Origin of the sequence: Paracoccus laeviglucosivorans (assembly GCF_900182695.1) — a bacterium.
Classification (GTDB): Bacteria; Pseudomonadota; Alphaproteobacteria; order Rhodobacterales; family Rhodobacteraceae; genus Paracoccus; species Paracoccus laeviglucosivorans.
This window is the reverse complement of sequence record NZ_FXTK01000002.1, coordinates 117,617-132,778: the sequence shown is the minus strand read 5'-3', so window position 1 is coordinate 132,778 and position 15,162 is coordinate 117,617. Positions and strand designations below refer to the sequence as shown.

Below are 15,162 nucleotides of genomic sequence, written 5' to 3'. Positions count from 1 at the left end.
ATGTTCAAGGTGTAAGGGGTGTGGCAAATTGTCCTATGTCTGCGACACGCCCCATCCCTTAGGGGGTGGTGCCCACCGAACTCCTCCTTTTCTCCCCTCTGAGGTGAGGTACGGCTTTCATGCGTAAACTTCCCCGCTTGGCGCGCCTCGCCGCGTTTGCACCCGCTATCATGGCCTTGGCCGCCTGTAAGATGGAGGTCCTGAAACCGTCCGGCGATATCGCCGAGCGGCAAAAGGATCTGCTGCTTACCTCGACCTGGCTGATGCTGATCATCATCATTCCGGTGATGGCTTTGACCATCTGGTTCGCCTGGCGCTATCGCGCGTCGAACCGCAATGCGACCTATAAACCCGACTGGGACCACTCGACCAAGTTCGAGCTGGTGATCTGGGCCGCACCGCTTCTTATCATCATTTGCCTTGGCGCGCTGACCTGGGTCGGCACGCACCTGTTGGACCCCTATCGCCCGCTTGACCGCATCGCGGAAGGCCAGCCGGTGCCCGATCAGGAACCGGTGCGCGTCGAAGTGGTCGCGCTGGATTGGAAATGGCTGTTCATCTATCCCGAACAGGGCATCGCCATGGTCAACGAAATGGCCGTGCCGACCGACCGCGAAGTCGAATTCAGCCTGACCTCGACCTCGGTGATGAACGCGTTCTACATCCCCGCGATGGCTGGCATGATCTATGCCATGCCGGGCATGGAAACCAAGCTGCACGGCGTTTTCAATAACCCCGGCGAATATCAGGGTCTGGCCTCGCATTATTCGGGTGCAGGCTTTTCGGGGATGCGCTTCAAGGCACATGCCGTCGATCAGGCAGGCTTCGACGCCTGGGTCGATGAGGCGCGTGCCAGCGGCGCGAACCTTGACCGCGCCAAGTTCCTTGAACTGGAAGCCCCGAGCGAGAACGTGAAGCCCACGCCCTTTGCCGAAGTGGATCCCGAACTTTTCGACCGCGTGGTGAACATGTGCGTCGAAGAGGGCAAGATCTGCATGGCCGAGATGATGGCGCTGGACGCACAGGGCGGCACGGGTCTGGCAGGCACCATCAACATGGCGCAGCTGACCCATGACAAGGAAACCCGTCGCGGCGTCGCACGTCCGGTCTTCGGCTCCGAGCCGTTCATGGTCACCGGCTTCTGCACCCCGGCGGATTCGCTGAAGATGTTTGCAGACCTGCGTGAAAACGCGCCGACCGTCCGCAAGGACCAGACGCCGATGCGCGGTATCGCGCTTCCCCGCCCCGAAAACCGCCTTGGCATCGAAATGCCGCGGATCATCCAGGACGCTCGGCGCGACAACGCCGCCGAGCCGAAACTCTGAACCGGAGTCCCAGATGGCCATTCCTGCCAATGTAGAGACTACCTTTCTTTTGGGGCGCCTGAACTTTCAGGCGATCCCGAAGGATCCTATCGTATGGGTCACCTTCGTCGGCGTCGTCATCGGCGGCCTGGCGATGCTGTATCTGCTGAACAAATACAAGCTCTGGGGCTATCTCTGGAACGAGTGGTTCACCTCGATCGACCACAAGAAAATCGGGATCATGTATATGGTCCTTGGTCTGATCATGTTCGTGCGCGGCTTTGCCGACGCGGTTATGATGCGCGCCCAGCAGGCCATCGCCTTCAACGGCTCGGAAGGCTATCTGAACGCGCACCACTATGACCAGATCTTCACGGCGCATGGCGTCATCATGATCTTCTTCGTGGCGATGCCGTTCGTCACGGGTCTGATGAACTATCTGGTGCCGCTGCAGATCGGCGCGCGCGACGTGTCCTTCCCCTTCCTGAACAACTTTTCGTTCTGGATGACGGTGGGCGGCGCGATCATCGTCATGGCCTCGCTGTTCGTGGGCGAATTCGCGCAGACAGGCTGGCTGGCCTTCCCGCCGCTGTCGGGCATCGCATACAGCCCCTATGTCGGCGTGGATTATTACATCTGGGGCCTGCAGGTCGCCGGTGTCGGCACCACGCTGTCGGGGATCAACCTGATGGTCACGATCCTGAAGATGCGTGCCCCCGGCATGACCATGATGAAGATGCCCGTCTTCACCTGGACCGCCTTCTGCACCAACATTCTGATCGTTGCCTCGTTCCCGATCCTGACGATGACGCTGATCCTGCTGACGCTGGATCGTTATATCGGCACGAACTTCTTCACCAATGACCTTGGTGGCAACCCGATGATGTATATCAACCTCATCTGGATCTGGGGCCACCCCGAGGTTTACATCCTTATCCTGCCGCTGTTCGGCGTCTTCTCGGAAATCACCTCGACCTTCTCGGGCAAGCGTCTGTTCGGCTATACCTCGATGGTCTATGCGACCATCTGCATCACGGTCCTGTCCTATCTGGTCTGGCTGCACCACTTCTTTACCATGGGCTCGGGCGCGTCGGTGAACTCGTTCTTCGGGATCACCACGATGATCATCTCGATCCCGACGGGCGCGAAGATCTTCAACTGGCTGTTCACCATGTATCATGGCCGGGTCCGTTACGACCTGCCGATGATGTGGGTGATCGCCTTCATGCTGACCTTTGTCATCGGCGGCATGACCGGCGTTCTGCTGGCCGTTCCCCCGGCGGACTTCGTGCTGCACAACTCGCTGTTCCTGATCGCGCACTTCCACAACGTCATCATCGGCGGCGTGCTGTTCGGTCTGTTTGCCGCCATCAACTTCTGGTGGCCCAAGGCCTTCGGCTTCAAGCTGAACGTCTTCTGGGGCAAAGTCAGCTTCTGGTGCTGGGTCATCGGCTTCTGGGTTGCCTTCATGCCGCTGTATATCCTTGGCCTGATGGGCGTGACCCGCCGGATGCGCGTCTTTGATGACCCGAGCCTGCAAATCTGGTTCATCATCGCAGCCTTTGGCGCATTCCTGATCGCCTGCGGTATCGGCGCCATGTTCGTGCAGTTCGGTATCTCGATCTGGAAACGGAACGAGCCGGAATACCGCGACGAAACCGGCGATCCGTGGAACGCCCGCACGCTGGAATGGGCGACCTCGTCGCCGCCGCCCAGCTATAACTTCGCCTTCACGCCGGTCATCCATGGGCTTGACGCCTGGACCGACATGAAAGCGGCGGGCGCGCAGCGGCCCAAGGCAGACTACATCCCGATCCACATGCCGCGTTATACCGGCTCGGGGGTGATCATTGCCGCGCTTTGCACCGTCTTTGGCATGGCTATGATCTGGTATATCTGGTGGCTTGCTATCGTGTCGTTCATCGCGATCGTGGCCTACTCGATCTATCACACCTTCAACTATGACCGCGATTACTACGTCACCGCCGAAGAGGTCCGGGCCGTGGAAGACGCGCGCGACCGTCAGCTGGCACAGGGGGCCTGAGGCGATGAGCACCGCAACCCAACTGCAAGCCCCGGCCGATTACTGGGAAACCGAGCCGCATCATCATCCTGAAGGCGCCTCGACCAATATCGGCTTCTGGGTCTACCTGATGAGCGACTGCCTGATGTTCGCGGTTCTTTTCGCGACCTATGGCGTGCTGCATGGCAACTTTGCGGCCGGTCCCGGCCCCAAGGACTTGTTCGATCTGGAACTGATCGCGCTGAACACGGCGATGCTGCTGTTCTCGTCGATCACCTATGGCTTCGCGATGATCGCGGCCTACAAGGGCAGGAAGCAGGCGACCCTGCGCTGGCTGGGCGTCACGCTGTTCTTCGGTCTGTGCTTCCTTGCGATCGAGCTTTACGAGTTCCACCACCTGATCCATGTGGGTGCGGGACCGCAGCGCTCGGCCTTCCTGTCGGCGTTCTTCACGCTGGTCGGCACGCACGGTCTGCACGTCACCTTCGGGTCGATCTGGCTGGTGACGCTGATGGTGCAGGTGTCGAAATACGGCCTGCATCAGGCCAACATGCGCCGCCTGATGTGCCTTAGCCTGTTCTGGCACTTCCTTGACCTGATCTGGATCGGCGTCTTCACCTTTGTCTATCTGATGGGGATGATCTGATGGCACATTCGCATAACCATCACGACGCGCATCACGGCCATGGCGACCATGCCGAGCACACGACGTATCGTGGCTATGTGACCGGCTTCATTCTGGCGGTGATCCTGACCGTGATCCCCTTTGGGGTCGTCATGGGCGGGGGCTTCGACAGCCGGTTCTGGACGATCACGCTGGTCGTGCTTTGCGCCGTGGCGCAGGTGCTGGTCCACATGATCTATTTCCTGCACATGGACAGCAATGCCGAGGAGGGTTGGACACTGCTGTCCACCATCTTCACCATCGTGGTCGTGGTCATCATGATCGCGGGTTCGCTATGGGTCATGTTCCACCTGAACACCAACATGATGCCGCAGATGAACCACGAATTGCAGGTCATGCCGTGACGAACGGCGCGACCCCAGCCGGGTCGCGCGGGCCCAGGTCGACACTGGCCTGGGCATTGGTGGCGCTCGCCTCGGTGGCGGGCGTCGTCGTGCTTCTGGGGTTGGGCATCTGGCAGGTCCAGCGCCTTGCATGGAAGACCGACCTGATCGCGCGGGTCGAGGCGCGGGTGTCCGCGCCCGTCATGCCCGCACCCGGCCCGGATGGCTGGGCCGCGATCAACGCGCAATCCGACGAATATCGCCATGTCGCGGTGTCAGGCAGTTTCGACTATACCGATGAGGTGCTGGTGCAGGCCGTCACGACCCAGGGCTCGGGCTTTTGGGTGATGACGCCGCTGACCACGCCTGATGGCTGGTCGGTCTGGATCAATCGCGGTTTCGTTCCCTCGGACCGTCGGGAGGCTGCGGACCGCGCCCGCCCCGATGGCGCCCAGCAGATCACCGGCCTTTTGCGCATCACTCAGCCGGATGGCGCGTTTCTGCGTGCCAACGATCCTGCGGGTGGGCGCTGGTTCTCGCGGGATGTCGCGGCACTGTCGCAGAACTTCGCAGTCAGCGATCCCGCGCCCTATTTTATCGACGCCGATGCAAGGCAGGCGGGGCAACTTCCCGTGGGAGGGCTGACCGTGGTCAGTTTCCGCAACAGCCATCTTAGCTATGCTCTGACATGGTTTGCCATGGCGGCAGGCTTGGCGGCAGGCGCGTTCTACGTGCTGCGCCGCGACCGTTCGCAGGACTAGGGCGGGTCGCCGGTCAGGTCGCGCAGAAACGTCTCGGACCAGACCGAGACAGGATGCGCCTCCAGACGGGCCATCATGCGGGCGTGACGTTCGCGCCGTTCGTCCAGCGGCATGTCCAGCGCACGGGCCAGCGCGTTGGCGACATCCTCGACATCATGCGGGTTGACGATCAGCGCCCGGTCCAGTTCCGCCGCAGCGCCCGCAAATTGCGACAGCACCAGAACGCCGGGATCCTCGGGGTCTTGTGCGGCCACGTATTCCTTGGCGACAAGGTTCATGCCGTCACGCAGGGGCGTCACCAACCCGACCTTTGACAGGCGGTAAAGCCCTGCCAGCAGGCTTTGGCTGAATGCGCGGTTGATATAGCGCACCGGCACCCAGTCCAGCGTGCCGTAGCTGGCGTTCAGACGGCCCGCACGTTCGGCCACCTCTTGCTGGATACGGTCGTAACCCTCGATCCCACTGCGCGAGGCGGGCGTGATCTGCAGGAAACTGACCCGGTTGTGCATCGAGGGGTGGTTTTCCAGCAGCGTCTCGATCGCGCGCAGGCGTTCGGGCAGGCCCTTTGAATAATCCAGCCTGTCCACGCCGATCACCATGTCGCGCGGGCCGAAACGCTGGTGCAGCTCGCGGATACGCGGCAATTCCTGCGCACGGCGCGCGCGATGCGCAAAGCCCTTGGTGTCGATCGAAATGGGATAGGCCCCGATCCGCGTTCCGCGCGGATGGGTGATCGCCTCAAGATCCGGGCGGGCGGCATCCAGCGAGGCACGCAGATTGCGCGCATCCGCCGCCGTCTGCAGCCCAACCACGTCATAGGCCAGCATCGAGCGCAGCAGCTTTGCCGATTTCGGCATGGCGCGGAACAGATCCTGCGCGGGCCACGGAATATGGTGGAAATAGCCGATGCGGTTTTCCGCACCGCGTTTGCGCAGGGCTTCGGCCAGCGGGATCAGGTGATAATCATGGACCCAGACCACGTCGTCAGGCTCCAGCATTTCGGTCAGGGCGCTGGCGAACTTGGCATTGACCGACAGGTAGCGGTCCATGTCCGCGCGGGTATATTTCAGCAGATCCGAGCGGTAATGGCACAACGGCCAAAGCACGCTGTTGGAGATGCCTTCGTAATAGCCCGCGACATCCTCGGCGCTCAGATCCATCGCGGCATAGGTGACGTTGCCCAGCTTTTGCAGCGTGACGCCAGGCTGCGGATCATCCGGCGTCCGCCCCGACCAGCCCAGCCACAACCCGCCGCGATCTTTCAGTGCCGCCTCAAGCGCGACGGCCAGACCGCCCGCCGCGACGCCTTTGCCCAAAGCGGGCAGGCGGTTCGAGACGATGATCAGCCTGCTCAAACCACGTCCTCCCATTTGCGGGAAAGTTTCCATGCGGCATTGATCAGCCCGACCATGGAATAGGTCTGCGGGAAATTACCCCAAAGCGTCCGGGTCGAGACGTGGATACCTTCGGACAACAGGCCAAGCGGTGTGCGCTGCGCCAACACTTCGGTGAAGATTTCACGCGCTTCGTCATGGCGACCAAGGCGACTCAGCGCCTCGATCAGCCAGAATGTACAGACGGTAAAGGCGGTTTCGGGCGTGCCGAAATCGTCGGGCGCCTTGTAGCGGAACAGATGATGACCCTGCCGCAACTGCGCCTCGATCGCGGCCACGGTCGAGCGGTAGCGCGGATCGTCGCCGGTCGTGAAACCCGTTTCGGTCATCAGCAAAAGGCTGGCATCCAGATCGTCGCCGCCAAAGGCCATGACATAACTTTGCAGCTTTTCGTTCCAGCCATAAGCCTCGACCGCCTCGCGGATCTTGGCGGCTTCGGCGGCCCAGTATATGGCGCGGTCGGACAGGTCCAAATGCTTGGCGATGCGGGCCAGCCGGTCGCAGGCCCCCCAGCACATCATCGCGGAATGGGTGTGGATGCTTTCGCGCGAACGGAATTCCCACAATCCCGCATCGGGGGTGTTCCATCGCGCCACGGCCTGATGGCCCAGCATTTCCAGCCGTTGGAACAGATCGACGCCGCCAAGGCGCGGCAGGCGCTGGTCAAAGAAACATTGGCTGACCGCCAGAATGACCGACCCGTAGCCGTCATTCTGCACCTGCGTATAGGCGGCATTCCCGCGCCGGACGGGGCCATTGCCGCGATAGCCCGCCAGTTCCAGACAGGTTTCTTCGGTGATGATGCGTTCGTGGCCCAAGCCGAACAAGGGCTGCATATAGCCGTCGGGCGCGCCCGTGGCGATGTTCAGGACATATTCAAGATAGTCCTCCATCGTCTTGGTCACGCCCAGCCCGTTCAGTGCCTTGACGGTGAAAAAGCTGTCGCGCAGCCAGCAGAAGCGGTAATCCCAATTCCGCCCCGTGCCCTGATATTCGGGGATCGAGGTGGTCAGTGCCGCGACGATGCCGCCGGTTTCTTCGTATTCGCATAGCTTCAGCGTGATCGCCGCGCGGATGACGGCATCCTGATAATCAGGCGGGATGGTCAATGACCGCACCCAGTCGGTCCAGTAATCCTGCGTCCTTTCCAGAAAGCGGGTGGCGATGGCATGGGGCGCGTCCGACAGCGGCTCATCGGGGCCAAGCAGAAACACTTGCGGACGGTCCAACAGGAACGGCGTTTCATGCAGCACGAACTCAACCGGGGCCGAGGTGGTCAGCCGCATCTCCTCGGGGCCGAGTTCATAGCGCAGGTGGTTGCTGCCGCGATGGATGCGCGCGGCATGGGCGCCATAGTCAAAGCGGGGGCGCAGGCGGACGGTGATGCGCGGCATTCCGTCTAGCGGTTCGACGATGCGCACGATCGTGCGGCCGCGGAATGTGCGGCCCCGGTCGCGGAAACGCGGCATGAAATCGGTGATGCGCAGCCGGTTGCCATTCGCATCGGTCTGCACCGTTTCCAGAATGGCCGTGTTGCGACGATAGGTCTGGCTGACTTCGGTCATGTCGTCGCAACGGATCGACCAGATGCCGCTTTCCGCGCCGGCTTTCGGTTCAAGTAGTCCGCAAAAGACCGGATCGCCGTCAAAGCGCGGCAGGCACATCCACGTCACATCGCCGAAGCGGTTCAAAAGCGCCGCCGTTGTCGAATTGCCGATCAGCCCCAGATCCAGCGTTTCCGTCTGATCCAGCGCCATCACGCGGCCAGCCTTTCCGCCAGCCATGCAGCCAGCGTTGAAGGCCCCGGCAATCGCAGATCCGCAGGCAGGTTGCGTTCGCCAAGCGCGATGGCCAGCCCACCCGAGTCGCGTGCCGCCTGCAGCATCGGCAGGTCGTTCAGGTCGTCGCCGAACGCCACGGGACGGCGCCCCGCAAAGGCCGGAAGCGCCATGAAGCGGTGCAGCGCCACGCCCTTGTCATCGCCCACCGGGCGCAGTTCGGCCACGCATTTGCCCGGCTGCATCCGCCAGCGCGGGCCAAGTGTGGCCAAGGCTTGCTCAGCGGCATGGGTCATCAGTTCCCCCTTGTCGGGGGCGGCGCGCCAGTGCAGTGCCAGCCCTTGGCCCTTGTCTTCAAGGATCGTGCCGGGATTTGCCTCGACCAGCGTGGTCAGCTGTTCGATCAGCGGGCGGACGGCAGAGACCCGTTCTGCCAGCCCCGGATCATTTGCGACATCGCCGGGAAAATCGGTGCCATGTAGCCCCGCAATCGGGATGATGTCACCCAGAAGCGGCGTTATTTCCGCCCGGTGCCTGCCCGTAATGATCGCCACCGCGCCGTTCGTTCGCGCGCTCAGCGCCAGCAGGTCGCGGCGCAGTTCGTCTGCCAGCCTGACATCGGCGGGGTCGTCCACCAATTCGGCAAGCGTGCCGTCGAAATCAAAGAAAAAGGCGTGTCGATCCAGATCCAGCGATCCGAATTGCAGGGCGGTATCTTTCAAAACTCTCTCCGTCCATTCCGGTCGTGACGGCATTTCATGCGTCCAGCGGTCGGTTTTTCTGTCGGGCGGCACAGCGCCATCGCAAGCTAAAGCCCTGAACGCACGACCGGGTTCCGCACTGCGGCGAAACATCCACGCCGCGTCGGATTTGCGAGCAACCTGCAAGAGGCAGTGCCTGCCAAATCGTCGTAGACAGGTATCCGTCACCAGAGGAAGGGGCTATATCATGTTCATGGCTCAGGATCAAAACATCGCCTTTGACCCGCGTTGGCAGGCGGTTCTGGACCGCGACCCGGCGGCGGATGGGCGGTTTTTCTATGCCGTGCGGACGACGGGGGTCTATTGCCGCCCGTCCTGTCCGTCGCGGCAGGCCAAACGCGCGAATGTCGAATTCTTTCCGACCGCGCAAGGGGCCGAGGCTGCGGGCTATCGCCCTTGCCTGCGCTGCCATCCGAATGCGGCGACCCCGGCGCAAGCCAACGCTGCGCTGATCGCCGAGGCATGCCGGATCATCGAGGCCGCCGATACGCCCCTTGACGGCGCGGCGCTGGCGGCGCGGATCGGGCTAAGCCGCTTTCATTTTCAGCGCCAGTTCAAGGCCGTGACCGGCATGACGCCCCGCACCTATGCAGCCGCGCACCGCGCCGGGCGAATGCGGCGCGAGCTTTCGGGCAATGCCAGCGTGACGGGCGCGATCTATGATGCGGGGTTCAACTCCAGCAGCCGGTTCTATGCGCAATCCGACGCGATCCTTGGCATGTCTCCCAGCGAATATCGCAAAGGCGGTGCGGATGTCGAAATCCGCTTTGCGCTGGCGCAATGCGCGTTGGGGGCGATCCTTGTTGCCGCCAGCGACAAGGGGGTCTGCGCAATTTCGCTGGGCGACCGCCCCGAACCCTTGCTGACCGAATTGCAGGACATGTTCCCCAACGCCCGCCTGATCGGCGGCGACACCCCGTTCGAGGCAATGGTGGCCCGCGTCATCGGCTTTGTCGAGGCACCGCAGACCGGGCTGGACCTGCCCTTGGACATTCGCGGCACGGCATTTCAACAGCGCGTCTGGCAGGCATTGCGCGACATTGCACCGGGGGAAACGGCAAGCTATGCCCAGATCGCGGCGCGGATCGGCGCGCCCAGTGCGACCCGTGCCGTGGCCGGGGCTTGTGCGGCCAACAAGCTGGCGGTGGTCATCCCCTGCCACCGCGTCGTCAGGACCGACGGCGCGCTGTCCGGTTATCGCTGGGGGATTGAACGCAAGCGCGAACTGCTGCAGCGCGAAGCGGGTTAGCGACCGCGCTGGATGAACAGCGCATAGGCCAGATACAGCCCCGCCGCCCCAAAGATGATGGCCCAGAAGATCGCGCCGTTCGAAAGCTCGACCCCTGCCCATGCAAGCGGCGCGATGACGCAAAGCAGGCGGACCCACAGGCGGTTGAAAAAGGGGTTGTTCGGATCGACAAGCATGGCCAATCATTAGCTTGGAACACATCGCGCCGGAACCCCGATAATGGGGTCCGGCGTTTTGCCTTGGCACATTGGCCGGGGGCGCATCATGTTGCAGGAATTGCACCGTATTTTCCTTGGCGATCAAAGCCTCGGCTTCATGGCCGAGGTGCTGTTTCGCACCTGCATCATCTATTTCTACACGCTGGCGCTGATGCGCTGGATCGGCGGGCGCAGCGTGGCGCAACTGTCCATCGTTGAGTTTCTGCTCGTCATCGCCATCGGCTCGGCTGTCGGGGATTCGCTGTTCTATCCCGATGTGCCGCTATTGCCCGCGATGGCCGCGATTTTTCTGGTCGTCGTCTTCAACAAGCTGGTCGATCAACTGATCCTGCGTTCCGACCGGCTGACGCGCATTCTGGAGGGTGCGCCACAGATCGTCGTCACGGATGGCGAGATGCATGACCAAAAACTGAAGAAACAAGGCATCAGCCGATCCGAACTGTTCATGAAGCTGCGCGACAAGGGCGTCACCGACATCTCGGACGTGCGTTTTGCCGTGCTGGAGCCGAATGGCGTCCTGTCTGTGCTGACCCATACGCGCAAGGAACAGGCCGCAGGTCTGGGCCTGTTCCATCCGCCCGCGATCCCCCATGCCGAACTGCCAGAGGATGTCCGAAAGTCGCTTGATCTATGATAACTGGCCTGCGTTGCAGTTGCTGGTGGCGGCCGGAACATTTATAGAACATGCATGAAGAAAAGCCTCCAGCAACGGTTGGCGATCCTGGCCGACGCCGCCAAATACGATGCCTCCTGCGCGTCAAGCGGGACGGTTCGGCGCGACGCGCGGGCCGGTGGTATCGGCTCGACCGAGGGGATGGGGATTTGCCACGCCTATGCGCCTGACGGGCGATGCATATCTTTGCTGAAGATCCTGCTGACGAATTTCTGCATTTACGACTGCGCCTATTGCATCAATCGCAGCTCCAGCAATGTCGAACGCGCCCGCTTCACCCCCGAGGAGGTGGTCTGGCTGGTGCTGGAATTCTATCGCCGGAATTACATCGAGGGGCTGTTTCTGTCATCGGGCATTGCGCGATCGTCAGATCATACGATGGAACAGATGGTCCGCATCGCCCGCGACTTGCGGCAGGTCCACGGTTTCAAAGGTTATATCCACCTGAAAACAATCCCTGAAGCCTCGGCCAAGCTGATCGAGGAGGCGGGCCTGTACGCCGACCGGCTGTCGATCAATATCGAACTGCCCACCGATCACGGCATCGCGCAGCTTGCGCCGGAAAAGCAGCCCCGCCAGATCCGTCGCGCAATGGCCGACCTCCGGCTGAAGATCGAGGATGCGGCTGAACCGACCCTGACCGGGCGACGCAAAAGGTTCGCGCCAGCGGGGCAATCGACCCAGATGATCGTGGGCGCGGATGGGGCGGATGATGCGACGATCCTGGGCTCCAGCGCGCGGCTTTATGGCAGCTATGGCTTGAAGCGGGTCTATTATTCGGCCTTCAGCCCGATCCCGGATGCCTCGGCGAAATTGCCGCCTGCCAAGCCGCCGTTGATGCGCGAACACCGGCTGTATCAGGCGGACTGGCTGTATCGGTTCTATGGCTTTTCGGTTGCCGAAATCACCTCGGCCCGCCCGGACGGGATGCTGGATCTGGACCTTGATCCCAAGCTGGCATGGGCCTTGGCGCATCGGGCCGACTTTCCGGTCGATGTGAACCGCGCTCCGCGCGAGATGTTGCTGCGTGTTCCCGGCTTTGGGACCAAGACTGTCGATGCAATCATCAAGGCGCGGCGGCATCGCAGCCTGACACTGGATGATCTGGACCGGATGCGGGTGTCGCTGCGCAAGGTCCGGCCCTTTGTCACGGCGGCGGGCTGGACGCCGCTGCGCCTGATCGACCGCGCCGATCTGCGGCAGGTTTTTGCGCCCGAGCCGAAGCAATTGGCGCTGTTCTGATGCATATTCGGATGTCCGCACAGGCCGATCCGCTGGAATGGCGCAAAGCCGCGCGGGCCTTGGCGATGGCGGGGATCGCACCCGACGCGGTGCGGTGGTCGGTGGGCAGCGATTTGTTTGCAGCCGATCCCGTGCCCATGTCCGAGCGTGCGCCGCCCCGCGTGCCGCGTGCTTTTCCGGGTCTGCTGGAAACCGCGATCTGCCATTCCGACCCCGAGCGTTTTGCACTGCTTTACCAGTTGCTATGGCGCTTGCAAAACCAGCCGAAATTGCTGGAGATTGCGCCCGATCCTGACGTGCAGCGCCTGCACCGCATGGTCAAATCGGTGCGCCGCGACAGCCACAAGATGCACGCCTTCGTCCGTTTTCGCGAAGTGCCGGGGCAGGGGCCGCGTCGTTTTATCGCGTGGTTTGAACCCGACCATCACATCATCGCCCATGCAACGCCGTTCTTTGCCCGACGCTTTGCGGATATGGACTGGCTGATCCTGACGCCAAAGGGCAGCGCGCGGTTTCATGCGGGGCAGTTGCACACCGACGAAACGCCCGCCGAAAAACCCGATCTGGAGGATGCGACCGAGGCATTATGGCGCACCTATTTCAGTTCGATCTTTAACCCCGCGCGGCTGAAGGTAAGGGCGATGCAATCCGAGATGCCCCGCAAATACTGGAAAAACCTGCCCGAGGCGGAACTGATCCCCGGCCTGATCGCCAGTGCAAAGGATCGTGTGGCGCAAATGGCGGCCGCAGCCCCCAAGGCTCCGCCTGCGTTTCACGCCGCGATCCAGTCGCGCCGCGTGATGCCCGAGGCGCCGACCGGGACATGGGATATGATGCGCGCCGATGCCATGGCCTGCACCCGCTGCGATCTGCACGCGCAGGCAACGCAGGCTGTGTTGGGCGAGGGGCCCGAGGATGCGCCGCTGATGATCGTCGGTGAACAGCCCGGCGATCACGAGGATCTGACGGGCCGACCCTTTATTGGTCCTGCGGGTCAGGTGCTGGATCGGGCCTTGGCGCAGGCTGGGTTGGATCGCGGGCGCATCTACCTGACCAACGCGGTTAAACATTTCAAATTCGTGCCACGCGGCAAGCGCCGCATCCACCAGCGTCCCAATACGGCCGAGGTTTCGCATTGCCGCTGGTGGCTGAAGCAAGAGATCGAATTGGTGCAGCCCCGCCTGATCGTCGCAATGGGCGCATCCGCCGTGCTGGGGTTGACGGGCCAGCCGGTCAAAATGACTGACGTGCGGGGCCATGTCGTGGCGGGCGTGCCGCCCATCCTGCCGACATGGCATCCGTCTTATCTGCTACGCCTGCCCGATGCCACGGCAGCCAAGGCCGAGACCGCGAATTTCACCCGCGATCTGGCCCTTGCGGCGGAATTCATTGCTTCCGCAGGAAATCCAGCAGGGCTGCGTTGAATTCGTCGGGATTGCTGGTGTTCAGCCCGTGCGGCGCATTTTCGATCACCGCAAGTTCACTGCCGGGGATCGCGTCATGGGTGCGCTGACCCGACCCCTCCAGCGGCACGATCGCGTCGGCATCGCCATGCAAGACCAGCACCGGCACGGTGATCTGGGGCAGGTCTTGCCGGAAATCGGTGGTTCCAAAAGACTGCATACAGGCCAGCGCGGCGGTGTCGTCCGATTGCTGGCAAAGCTCGATGGCCTTCTGGCGATCCGCCTCGGTCACGCGCAATTCGCCATGGGCAGAGAAGAACGCAAGGATGAAATCCTTGAAAAAGGCATCGCGGTCGGCGCGAAAGCCGGTCTGCATCCCTTGTGCGGCATCGGGGGTCAGCGGTCCTTCGGGATTGTCGTCGCCCTGCATCATGTAAGGCGGAATTGCGGCAGCAAAAACGATGGATGCGATGCGGTCCGCGCCGTGGTTCGGAATATATCGCGCAGCCTCGCCTCCGCCCATGGAAAAGCCGACCAGCGTCACATCTCGCAGGTCTTTTTCCGTCAGGATGTCATGCAGATCAGCGGTCAGGCTGTCATAGTCATAGCCGTCCGCAGGCTTGTCCGACCTGCCAAAACCCCGCCTGTCATAGGTGATGACACGGAAACCGGCATCTGCCAGCACGGGAACCTGTTTTTCCCACGCCTCGCCGGAAAGCGGCCAGCCGTGGATCAGGACGACGGGGCGGCCTGTGCCGCCGGTATCTTCGACATGCAGTTTCACGGGCGTGGTCATGGCGCTCCTCCAGATGCTTGAAGGCCGAACGCCGCCATGACGGCGCGCAGTTCCGTGAATATTTTATAACGCTTTTTTGACGATCAGCCGCGACCGCGATAGGGGGGCACGCCCTGATCGGGGATCCAGACGCCATCGGGCATCGCGCCGGTCTGCCAGAACACGTCGATGGGGATACCGCCGCGCGGATACCAGTAACCTCCGATCCGCAGCCAGCGCGGTGCCAGAAAATCGTTCAGGCGGCGGGCGATGCTGACGGTGCAATCTTCGTGAAAAGCGCCGTGATTTCGGAATGATCCAAGAAATAGCTTCAGCGATTTAGATTCCACCAACCAATCGCCCGGCACGTAGTCGATGACCAGATGCGCGAAATCAGGCTGTCCGGTCATCGGGCAGAGCGAGGTGAATTCCGGCGCGGTGAAACGCACATTGTAGCTGACATCGGCCTGCGGGTTGGTCACACGCTCCAGCACGGCTTTTTCGGGGCTTTCGGGCATGACGGTCGCGCCGCCAAGTTGGGTCAGGTTCTGATAGATGCTCTTGGTCATGGGA

The 15,162-nt window shown here is 62.2% G+C and carries 15 protein-coding genes; 9 read left to right on the top strand and 6 right to left on the bottom strand.

The annotated features are described in order from the left end of the window. Positions 1–119 precede the first annotated feature (119 nt). From cyoA to FN835_RS02735, 5 genes are read left to right on the top strand one after another with little or no spacing between them, the layout of a single operon-like run. Complete coding sequence (cyoA, locus tag FN835_RS02755) at positions 120–1,325, top strand: ubiquinol oxidase subunit II (RefSeq protein ID WP_142661671.1); 1,206 nt, start codon at positions 120–122, stop codon at positions 1,323–1,325. Between the two features lie 13 nt (positions 1,326–1,338). After that, a complete protein-coding gene (gene cyoB, locus FN835_RS02750; RefSeq protein WP_142661670.1) occupies positions 1,339–3,348 on the top strand; it encodes a cytochrome o ubiquinol oxidase subunit I in 2,010 nt (669 codons plus the stop codon). 4 nt (positions 3,349–3,352) lie between these two features. Then, a complete protein-coding gene (gene cyoC, locus FN835_RS02745) occupies positions 3,353–3,973 on the top strand; it encodes a cytochrome o ubiquinol oxidase subunit III (RefSeq protein ID WP_142661669.1) in 621 nt (206 codons plus the stop codon). Next, positions 3,973–4,356 carry a cytochrome o ubiquinol oxidase subunit IV gene (gene cyoD / locus FN835_RS02740; protein WP_246098636.1) on the top strand — a complete coding sequence of 128 codons (384 nt, stop codon included), beginning with the start codon at positions 3,973–3,975 and terminating at the stop codon, positions 4,354–4,356. Before cyoC ends, cyoD begins: the two co-directional genes overlap by 1 nt. 59 nt (positions 4,357–4,415) lie before the next feature. Further along, the gene (locus tag FN835_RS02735; protein WP_246098635.1) at positions 4,416–5,096 is read left to right on the top strand and encodes an SURF1 family protein; all 681 of its coding nucleotides are present in this window, start codon (positions 4,416–4,418) and stop codon (positions 5,094–5,096) included. Here the strand turns inward: FN835_RS02735 and FN835_RS02730 are convergent. From FN835_RS02730 to otsB, 3 genes are read right to left on the bottom strand one after another with little or no spacing between them, the layout of a single operon-like run. Then, a complete protein-coding gene (locus FN835_RS02730; protein WP_142661666.1) occupies positions 5,093–6,451 on the bottom strand; it encodes an alpha,alpha-trehalose-phosphate synthase (UDP-forming) in 1,359 nt (452 codons plus the stop codon). The two genes, FN835_RS02735 and FN835_RS02730, sit on opposite strands and share 4 nt — an antisense overlap. Beyond that, the gene (locus FN835_RS02725) at positions 6,448–8,274 is read right to left on the bottom strand and encodes a glycoside hydrolase family 15 protein (protein ID WP_246098634.1); all 1,827 of its coding nucleotides are present in this window, start codon (positions 8,272–8,274) and stop codon (positions 6,448–6,450) included. The genes FN835_RS02730 and FN835_RS02725 overlap by 4 nt, the downstream gene beginning before the upstream one ends. After that, entirely contained in the window at positions 8,247–8,990 is a 744-nt protein-coding gene (gene otsB / locus FN835_RS02720; RefSeq protein WP_185958556.1) for a trehalose-phosphatase, read from the bottom strand. Before otsB ends, FN835_RS02725 begins: the two co-directional genes overlap by 28 nt. Before the next feature lie 232 nt (positions 8,991–9,222). On the opposite strand from otsB, the gene ada reads away from it, so the two are divergent. Beyond that, a complete protein-coding gene (ada, locus tag FN835_RS02715) occupies positions 9,223–10,278 on the top strand; it encodes a bifunctional DNA-binding transcriptional regulator/O6-methylguanine-DNA methyltransferase Ada (protein ID WP_142661664.1) in 1,056 nt (351 codons plus the stop codon). Here the strand turns inward: ada and FN835_RS02710 are convergent. Beyond that, complete coding sequence (locus tag FN835_RS02710; protein ID WP_142661663.1) at positions 10,275–10,454, bottom strand: hypothetical protein; 180 nt, start codon at positions 10,452–10,454, stop codon at positions 10,275–10,277. The genes ada and FN835_RS02710 overlap by 4 nt on opposite strands. Before the next feature lie 88 nt (positions 10,455–10,542). Here FN835_RS02710 and FN835_RS02705 point away from each other — a divergent pair, with 88 nt between their 5' ends. Genes FN835_RS02705 through FN835_RS02695 form a run of 3 tightly spaced genes read left to right on the top strand, consistent with a single transcriptional unit; the run spans position 10,543 to position 13,835 of the window. Beyond that, a complete protein-coding gene (locus tag FN835_RS02705; RefSeq protein ID WP_185958555.1) occupies positions 10,543–11,130 on the top strand; it encodes a DUF421 domain-containing protein in 588 nt (195 codons plus the stop codon). Positions 11,131–11,184: 54 nt separating this feature from the next. Then, a complete protein-coding gene (locus FN835_RS02700; protein ID WP_142661661.1) occupies positions 11,185–12,411 on the top strand; it encodes a putative DNA modification/repair radical SAM protein in 1,227 nt (408 codons plus the stop codon). Positions 12,412–12,422: 11 nt separating this feature from the next. After that, positions 12,423–13,835 carry a UdgX family uracil-DNA binding protein gene (locus FN835_RS02695; protein ID WP_185958554.1) on the top strand — a complete coding sequence of 471 codons (1,413 nt, stop codon included), beginning with the start codon at positions 12,423–12,425 and terminating at the stop codon, positions 13,833–13,835. Here the strand turns inward: FN835_RS02695 and FN835_RS02690 are convergent. Both FN835_RS02690 and queF read right to left on the bottom strand, forming a co-directional pair. Beyond that, positions 13,798–14,610, bottom strand: coding sequence for an alpha/beta fold hydrolase (locus tag FN835_RS02690; protein ID WP_142661659.1), 813 nt, complete (start codon positions 14,608–14,610; stop codon positions 13,798–13,800). The genes FN835_RS02695 and FN835_RS02690 overlap by 38 nt on opposite strands. A gap of 83 nt (positions 14,611–14,693) precedes the next feature. Beyond that, positions 14,694–15,158 carry a preQ(1) synthase gene (gene queF / locus FN835_RS02685; RefSeq protein ID WP_142661658.1) on the bottom strand — a complete coding sequence of 155 codons (465 nt, stop codon included), beginning with the start codon at positions 15,156–15,158 and terminating at the stop codon, positions 14,694–14,696. Positions 15,159–15,162: the final 4 nt, after the last annotated feature.